8 protein-coding genes are annotated in these 7,725 nt (G+C 28.3%); 4 read left to right on the forward strand and 4 right to left on the reverse strand.

What is annotated here, in order from left to right:
• Positions 1 to 537 precede the first annotated feature (537 nt).
• From O6B72_RS02720 to O6B72_RS02735, 4 genes are read right to left on the reverse strand one after another with little or no spacing between them, the layout of a single operon-like run.
• The gene (locus tag O6B72_RS02720) at positions 538 to 1,353 is read right to left on the reverse strand and encodes a YihY family inner membrane protein (protein ID WP_269492142.1); all 816 of its coding nucleotides are present in this window, start codon (positions 1,351 to 1,353) and stop codon (positions 538 to 540) included.
• The gene (locus O6B72_RS02725; protein WP_269492143.1) at positions 1,325 to 1,777 is read right to left on the reverse strand and encodes a VanZ family protein; all 453 of its coding nucleotides are present in this window, start codon (positions 1,775 to 1,777) and stop codon (positions 1,325 to 1,327) included. Before O6B72_RS02725 ends, O6B72_RS02720 begins: the two co-directional genes overlap by 29 nt.
• A 21-nt stretch (positions 1,778 to 1,798) precedes the next feature.
• A complete protein-coding gene (locus tag O6B72_RS02730) occupies positions 1,799 to 3,178 on the reverse strand; it encodes an FAD-linked oxidase C-terminal domain-containing protein (RefSeq protein WP_269492144.1) in 1,380 nt (459 codons plus the stop codon).
• Positions 3,179 to 3,181: 3 nt separating this feature from the next.
• A complete protein-coding gene (locus O6B72_RS02735) occupies positions 3,182 to 3,904 on the reverse strand; it encodes a plasminogen-binding N-terminal domain-containing protein (RefSeq protein ID WP_269492145.1) in 723 nt (240 codons plus the stop codon).
• A 141-nt stretch (positions 3,905 to 4,045) separates the two neighbouring features.
• Between O6B72_RS02735 and O6B72_RS02740 the strand changes: the two genes are divergently transcribed.
• The 4 genes from O6B72_RS02740 to O6B72_RS02755 are packed head-to-tail and all read left to right on the forward strand — an operon-like array spanning position 4,046 to position 7,498.
• Complete coding sequence (locus O6B72_RS02740) at positions 4,046 to 5,218, forward strand: peptidoglycan DD-metalloendopeptidase family protein (RefSeq protein ID WP_269492146.1); 1,173 nt, start codon at positions 4,046 to 4,048, stop codon at positions 5,216 to 5,218.
• A 29-nt stretch (positions 5,219 to 5,247) separates the two neighbouring features.
• Positions 5,248 to 6,627 (forward strand): magnesium transporter, encoded by a 1,380-nt coding sequence (mgtE, locus tag O6B72_RS02745; RefSeq protein WP_016646752.1) that lies wholly within the window; start codon positions 5,248 to 5,250, stop codon positions 6,625 to 6,627.
• A gap of 18 nt (positions 6,628 to 6,645) precedes the next feature.
• A complete protein-coding gene (locus tag O6B72_RS02750; RefSeq protein ID WP_269492147.1) occupies positions 6,646 to 7,227 on the forward strand; it encodes an NUDIX domain-containing protein in 582 nt (193 codons plus the stop codon).
• Positions 7,228 to 7,231: 4 nt separating this feature from the next.
• Positions 7,232 to 7,498: a hypothetical protein gene (locus O6B72_RS02755; protein WP_269492148.1), complete on the forward strand. Its 267-nt coding sequence runs from the start codon at positions 7,232 to 7,234 to the stop codon at positions 7,496 to 7,498.
• Positions 7,499 to 7,725: the final 227 nt, after the last annotated feature.

Genomic DNA, 7,725 nt, shown 5'->3' on the forward strand with positions numbered 1-7,725 from the left:
ATTTTTCCATTATAGAAATGGGTTTTTAATAAGTTTGATAGTGTTTTTACTAATGATTTTTATTTTTAGGTAAAAATTTAAATTTTTTTATTTTGGACACTGTTTTTAACGATAATTATAAGCATTTGTTTTATGCCAAATTTGGTTTTTTCGGTTGGATTTTACTTTTCTTGTCTTAGAGTTTTTTATATTTATTTGTATTTACATCACTTTAAAAATTTATTTAAAAGCACTAAAATAGGTATTTTAAAACACATTTTAGTTTTTAATATTTATGTATTTATTGCGATGAATATACCTGTTTATTATTATTTTAACACTTTTACTTTTTCGCAAATTGCAGTTATTCCAATAGGATATATTTTTACTATTTTTTATCAACTGAGTTTATTTCTACACATTTTTGGAACTGGAAATTTAATGGATGAGTTGCTGCTTAATTTTTTAAATTACAACATTAAAACTTATGAAATTTTCATACCGCCAATGCTTTTTTATAGTTTAAATTTACTAAATTTTGTAGCTATTAAAAATAGATTAGTAGCTATTTTGCTCCCCATTTTTGGTCTCATTCCCATTTTTTTCATCTAAGATAGTGTAAATTTTAAATCCATATAAAAATATAATCCAACTTATATAAATCCATAAAAGAAAAAAGAGTAAAATACTAAATGAGCCATAAATACTGGTGTAAGTTTTGTTATAAAAAGTGTATTTTATAAAAGCAAATTTCGATCCATTCCATGCAAGGCTTGTTATAAATGATGAAAATAAAATAAATTTATTAGAAGTTTGCTTGTTGATTGATATTTTATAAACTATGGCAAAAATTGCCCAAATAATGATATATGGTAAAAAAATAGCTAAATTTATCCATTTTGTAAGCTCTGTTTGATTAAGTAAAATTTGAAATTTAGCTGTTAAATAAAATGATAGTCCAAGTCCAAGCGGAGCAAGGGTTATCAAAGTCCAGTATTTACTAAAATCTTGCCAAAACCCACTTGCCGAAGATGTAGTTAGCTTTTTCACTACATATTTATAGTTATCAAAAAAAGCTGTTGTTGAAAATATAATCGCAACAAAACCAATAAGTCCTAAATTTAAACTATTGGATAAAAACTGTTCTAAATATTGTGAAATTATCTCTTGATGAGATGGAAGCAAACTCTCAAAAATAAAACTTTTTATTCTATCTAGATACTCTTCAAAGCTTGGAAGTTGGGTAAAAATCGTAAATGATAAAAGCAAAAGTGGAATGATAGAAAGCATAGTGTAAAAGCTAAGACTTGCAGCAAAATGCACTAAATCTCTATCATAAAATTTATTATAAAAATCTTTTATTTTTTTTATCATTTTTTTCCTTTTTAAAATTTAATATAATGTTTATAAATATAGCTCCAAGCACTGCACCAATTGTATTTAAAATCAAATCATCTATTTCAAAAATACCACATTTAAAAATAAATTGCGAACTTTCAACTAGCAATGAAAACAAAAAGCTAAAAAATAAAATTTTTAAAATGCTTATGTTTTTATATCTTAAATACGCTCCAAAAGGGAAAAACCAACCTAAATTTCCCAAAAATAAAATTAGAAAAATCTTTTTATCATTTTTATAAATTTCAGCCAAATCACTAAAAAAAGACAAATTATATTCGCCAACTTCAAATACATGAAAAATACTAAAACTATCTCTAAAAACAGCTAAACGAAGTAGACAAATAAGATAGACTATAAAAATAAAATTTATAAATTTACTAAATTCTATTTTGTTCATAAATTTAAATTAGGGCTAAATTTAAAGCCCCATTTTATTTGGATTTAAGATATTATTTGGATCAAAAGCTTTTTTAATAGCTCTGAAAAGTTCCATTTCAGCGTCGCTAAAAGCAAGCTTCATATATGGTGCTTTTGAAATTCCTATACCATGTTCTCCACTTAGAGTTCCTCCAAGGTCTATAGTAATCTTAAAAATCTCCTCAATAGCAGCATATCCTTTTTTAACTTCATCTTCATTGCTTTTATCAACCATTACATTTGTATGAACATTTCCATCGCCAGTATGCCCAAAACAAGGGATTAAAACATCATATTTTTTAGAAACCTCATTTATTTTTTCTAAAAGAGCAGGGAGTTTTGAGCGAGGAACTGTAATATCTTCATTTATTTTTAAACTTCCATAGCATGTAATTGCTTGAGAGCAATTTCTTCTAGAAAACCATAAATCATTACTTTCTTTTTCATCTTTTGCAATGATAAAATTAAAGCAACCATTTTCTTTGAAAACTTTTTCTATAATTCCTAAGTCTTTATCTAGTGAAATTTCTAAATCCCCATCAACATCAGTTATTAAAATAGCCCCAGCATCTTTTGGAAGTCCTTTGTTGAAATTTTCCTCAACGGCCTTTATGCTTAAATTATCTAAAAACTCCATTGCTACTGGCTTAACTCCACTTGAAAGAGTTTTATAAACTGCATTCATAGCTTCATTTACACTTTTAAAAACTCCAAAAGCTGTTTTTTTAAGCTTTGGTTTTGCTATTAGCTTAAGAGTAATTTCTGTAATTACAGCTAAGCTTCCCTCGCTTGCTGTTAAAATACCTACTAGGTTATATCCTGCTACATCTTTTATGGTTTTTTTGCCAGCTCTTATAATTTCTCCATTTGGAAGTACGGCTCTTAATGCCATAACATAATCTTTTGTTATACCATACTTGCTAGCTCTCATTCCACCTGCATTTTCAGCCACATTTCCACCTATTGTAGAGTATGTTTGGCTTGCAGGATCAGGCGGATAAAAAAGTCCAAGTTTTTCAACCTTTTTTTGCAAGTCCATATTAATAACACCTGGTTGAACAACTGCGACCATGTTTTCAATATCTATTTCAAGAATTTTATTCATATGTTTTTCAAATGAAATTATAACTCCGCCACTAACTGCCAATGCCCCACCTGTAAAGCCACTTCCAGCACCTCTTGGGATAACTGGTAGCAAATTATCATTGCAGTATGCTAAAATTTTACTTACCTCATCTTCATCTTTTGGAAATAAAATAGCATCTGGTTTAAACACTTTTCTTGTGGCATCATAAGAGTATGCAAATTTATGTGCCTCATCAAAATAAGCATTATCTGCACCTAAAAGTTTTTTAAAAAAATCTATATGAATTTGTTCCAAGACTTAATCCTTAATGTCTAATAAAAATTTATAATGTTTATTATAATTTGCTATATAAGCACTTTCCCATTTCCACCAAGCAGGTGCAATGCCATAAACATTACTAAAAAATGGTACTTGATAGTTTTTAACTTCACCTGTTTTAAAACTTTTTAGTATTTCAAAACTTCCACAATCAGCAAAAACTGCCTTTTTATCCATGGCTATAAAAATAAGTCCTGCAACAGTTTGAGAACAAATTTTTCTAAAATCATCTCTGGAAGGGTTTGGTTTTCTATAGGCATTTAAGTGTGATGCTGCAAGATCTGGATTTATAAAATGAATATTTGGAAATGAGTTTATAATTTGAGTGTAAATTTTTTCATTTGGAACGACAATTATTGCTCTATTGTAAAGATAATTAAGTATAACTTTATCACCAACTTTTGGTAAAATTCCAGGAACTGGAAGAGCTGGTTGGCTAAGAGCTTGAAATACTTCAAATCTTACAGTTGCAAAACCTGCACTTTTATCAGTTACTACTGCTCTTGCAATGATTGAGCTTTCACCGTTATTAAAAGTGTGCATTACAATTCCACTGCTTCCAATTATAATATCAGGACTATCTATAACTTTGCCATAACCATTTTTTACAGATGTTAAATTTGAAGTATAAGTTGGCATGGAAAAATTTGCCGCACTGGCAATTGAAATTAAAAAAACAAAAATAGTTATAAAATATCTCAAAATTACTCCTCGAAAAAAATTAAATTATTATACTAAAAATTTAGTTAATGTTTGGGAAAGTATAAATTTTTGTTCATTTACCAGCTGTCAAAAAAAATATAGTATTATAAAAAATTAGTCAAAATTTCAAAAAGAGGAATTATGTTTAAAAAAGTATTTATTTTTTTTATCTTAAATTTAAGCTTGTTTGCAAATGTTAGCACTGTTCAAAAATTTAACTGGCCAAATGGAAAAACATTTTTACATTTTTTAGAAGATTCAAACATACCATCAAGTCTTTATTATGATTTATCACAAGATGATAAAGAACTGGCTACTGAAATAGGTGCTGATGTAGAATGTGAGATGCTTGTAGATGAAGATGGAAATTTAGAGCAAATTTTAATACCAATAACAGAAGAGCTTCAAATTCATATCTTTAAAGATGAAAAAAATAAATTTAATCTTACTTTTACTCCAACAATTTTTACACAAACAGATAATACTTTAGGTTTAAATGTCGAAACTATGCCATATTTAGACATAAATAATGCAACTGGAGATGGTAAGCTTGCTGCTGCTTTTACAAATGCCTTTAAAGGAAGAGTAAATTTTTCACGTCTTCAAAAAGGTGATCAAATTGCTATAAATTATACTCAAAGATTTAGACTTGGAAAACCTTACGGAAGTCCTCAAATTTTATCAGCTATGATAGAAGAAAATAAAAAAAGTAATTATATTTATTATTTTGAATCTAAATTTTATGATGAAAATGGTAAAATAAGTCAAAATTTTTTGTTTAAACTTCCAATTCCAGGAGCTAGAGTTTCATCAAAATTTACTCCAAAAAGATATCATCCTGTATTAAAAAGATATAGAGCTCATCTTGGCACAGATTATGCTGCTCCAAGAGGAACTGCTATAAAGGCAGTTGGAAATGGGACTGTGGTTTTTGTGGGAAATAAAGGCGGATATGGTAAAACACTTGAAATTCAACATCAAAATGGTTATAAGTCTTTGTATGCGCATTTGAACGGTTTTGCAAAAGGAATGAAAAAAGGAAGAAAAATTTTACAAGGAGATATCGTTGCTTTTGTTGGAAATACAGGTATGAGTACAGGACCACACCTGCATCTTGGACTTTATAAAAATAACAAAGCAATGGATTTTGAAAAAGTTGTAAAAGTTGCTAAAGAAAATATAGAACTTGAAAAAGAAGAGAAGAAAAGATTTAAAAAATATATAAAATCTCAAAATGAAATTTTACAAATGGCTATGGGTGGATATCACAATCCTTCCAAATTTATTGATTTTGAAAATTTTATAGAGTTTTAGTGGTTATAAAATTATAAAAAAGGGCAAATATGGAAAATATAGAAAATAAAGAGCTTTTAGAAGCACAAAATAGACTTGATGAACATTTAAGTAGTTTAAATAAAGAAGAGTTAAGCCCTGATGATATAGCTGAATGTTTAAAAATATTAAAAAAAGAAGATGAAGATTTATATTATAAATATCTACACAAGCTTGATTTAGAAAGTCTTTCGACTTCTGCGATTGAAATGCCTGAGCATATGCTTAAAGACGTTCTTGAAAATATACCAAAAGAAAAACTTGTAAATGCCATAGAAGAACTTGAAAGTGATGATCAATTTGAGCTTTTAGACTATATCAAAGACATAGATGAAATAAAAGCTAAAACAATATTTAATGAACTTGATGATGAAGATAAAAAAGATATTTTAAAACTTTCTGCCTATAAGGATGATGAAGCAGGAAGCTATATGCAACTTGAAGTTTTTAAAGCAAATTTAAATGAAACTGTTATGGAAGCAGTTGACAGATTAAGAGACTTAAGACACAGTGGCGAAATAGAGATGGCTTATCAGCTTTGTGCAGTTGACGAAAAAGGAATTTTAAAATACTGTATCCCACTATCGGATCTTATAATTTATAATTTCAGTCTAACCATAGATGAAGTTGTTAAAAGTGCAAAACCTGATGCTTTTAAGCCAAAATTTGCTTTAGATACAGATAAAATTTCAGATGTAGCTATACTTTTCCAAGATTTTGATTTATCAGTTTTGCCAGTTGTTGATAAAAATGGTATTTTGCTTGGAAGAATTACGCCTGATGATATTCATGACTTTGTAAGAGAAAGTGCAACTGAACAAATTTATAACCTTGTTGGTGTTGATGATGAAGTTGAAGAAGATGATTATGGTGCATTAAAAGCTAGTAAATCAAGAGCTGTTTGGCTAGGGTTTAATCTAATTACTGCATTTTTATCATCTTTTATTATAGGAATTTTTGATTCAACTATTGAATCATTTGTAGCACTTGCTGTTTTAATGCCAATAGTCGCTTCTCTTGGAGGAAATACAGGCTCGCAAGCATTAACTGTTACAGTTAGACGTTTAGCACTGGGGGATATTGAGTTTAAAGATGCTAAAAAAGTTATTAAAAAAGAGTTTACGATATCTTTGATAAATGGAATTACTTTTGCCTTTTTAGTTGGCATTATCGCATATATTTGGTTTAATAAACCTATGCTTGGAGTTGTTATATTTCTTGCTATGTTTATAACTTTGGGCTGCGCTGGGCTTTTAGGAGCTATAATCCCTTTAACATTAAAGAAATTTAACATCGATCCAGCTGTTGGCTCATCAGTTATTTTAACAGCAGGAACTGATATAATTGGCTTTTTTAGTTTCTTAGCGCTTGCGTCTTGGATACTTTTATAAAATTTGGAAAAATTTAAAATGAGTTATAAAATAAAAAATATAAAAAGTTTGGAAAATCCTAAATTTATAAAACCATTTTTAGTTGAGTATGAGTTTGATAAAAAGCTATTAAAATGGGAATGTATAAGTGTTTATGATAGTGTTTCAGTTCTTCTGTTTGATGCAGATAAAAAAGCTTTTGTTCTTGTGAAACAGCTTCGCATTCCACTTTTATTAAAATGTGAAAAAGATAGTATTAATTTAAGCGAAAATGGAATAAGCTATGAGCTTTGTTCTGGCATAATGGATAAAAACTTAAGTGAAGAAGATACAATAAAAGAAGAAATTTTAGAAGAGTGCGGATACAGGGTTGATAGTGTAGAAAAAATAGCTTCATTTTATGGTAGTTTAGGAACTGCGGCATCTAAACAGACATTTTTTTATACCGAGGTTTCAGATGAAGTGAAGGTGTCTGCTGGAGGTGGTATAGATGATGAAAAAATAGAGATTTTTTATCTGCCTATAAAAGAAGCAAAAGAGTTTATTTATGATGAAAATATCCCAAAACCAGCAAGTTTAGCATTTTGTTTTATGTGGTTTTTTGATAAATTTAAGGCTTGATAAGATGCAGATAAACTTTTTTGATGAGAGAATGTATTCCAAGCGATTTATGGGTGGAATATTTCCATTCTCAAATGAGGATTATATTATTCAATTTCAAAATGCTTTTGAGATTTTATTTAAAGAAGAAAAATGGGATAAAATAACGCAAACTACTCTTCCTATGTTTTATTTATTAAGGCATTATTTAGAAATTTCTTTCAAGAGAAATATAGAATATTTTCAAGAAAAATCAGATGAAAATAAATTTTGTAAATCCCCACAAAAATGAGAAAAAAGTTTTTACTTAAATGAGAAAATTAAGAGCTACATTTTTCTCATTTTAATGCGAAAAACTAAATATTTAAGTATTAAAAACGCTCTAAACTTCTTTTAGATTTATCTTAAACTTTCCCCTACCTCTTATAATTCCTACAAACATTCCTACTATCTTACACTCATAGATGCTGTATCTTACTGGCAAGTAGATAGGATTATAAGATATTAGCATAAACTCAT

This window comes from Campylobacter ureolyticus (assembly GCF_027277485.1).
Taxonomy (GTDB): Bacteria; Campylobacterota; Campylobacteria; order Campylobacterales; family Campylobacteraceae; genus Campylobacter_B; species Campylobacter_B ureolyticus_B.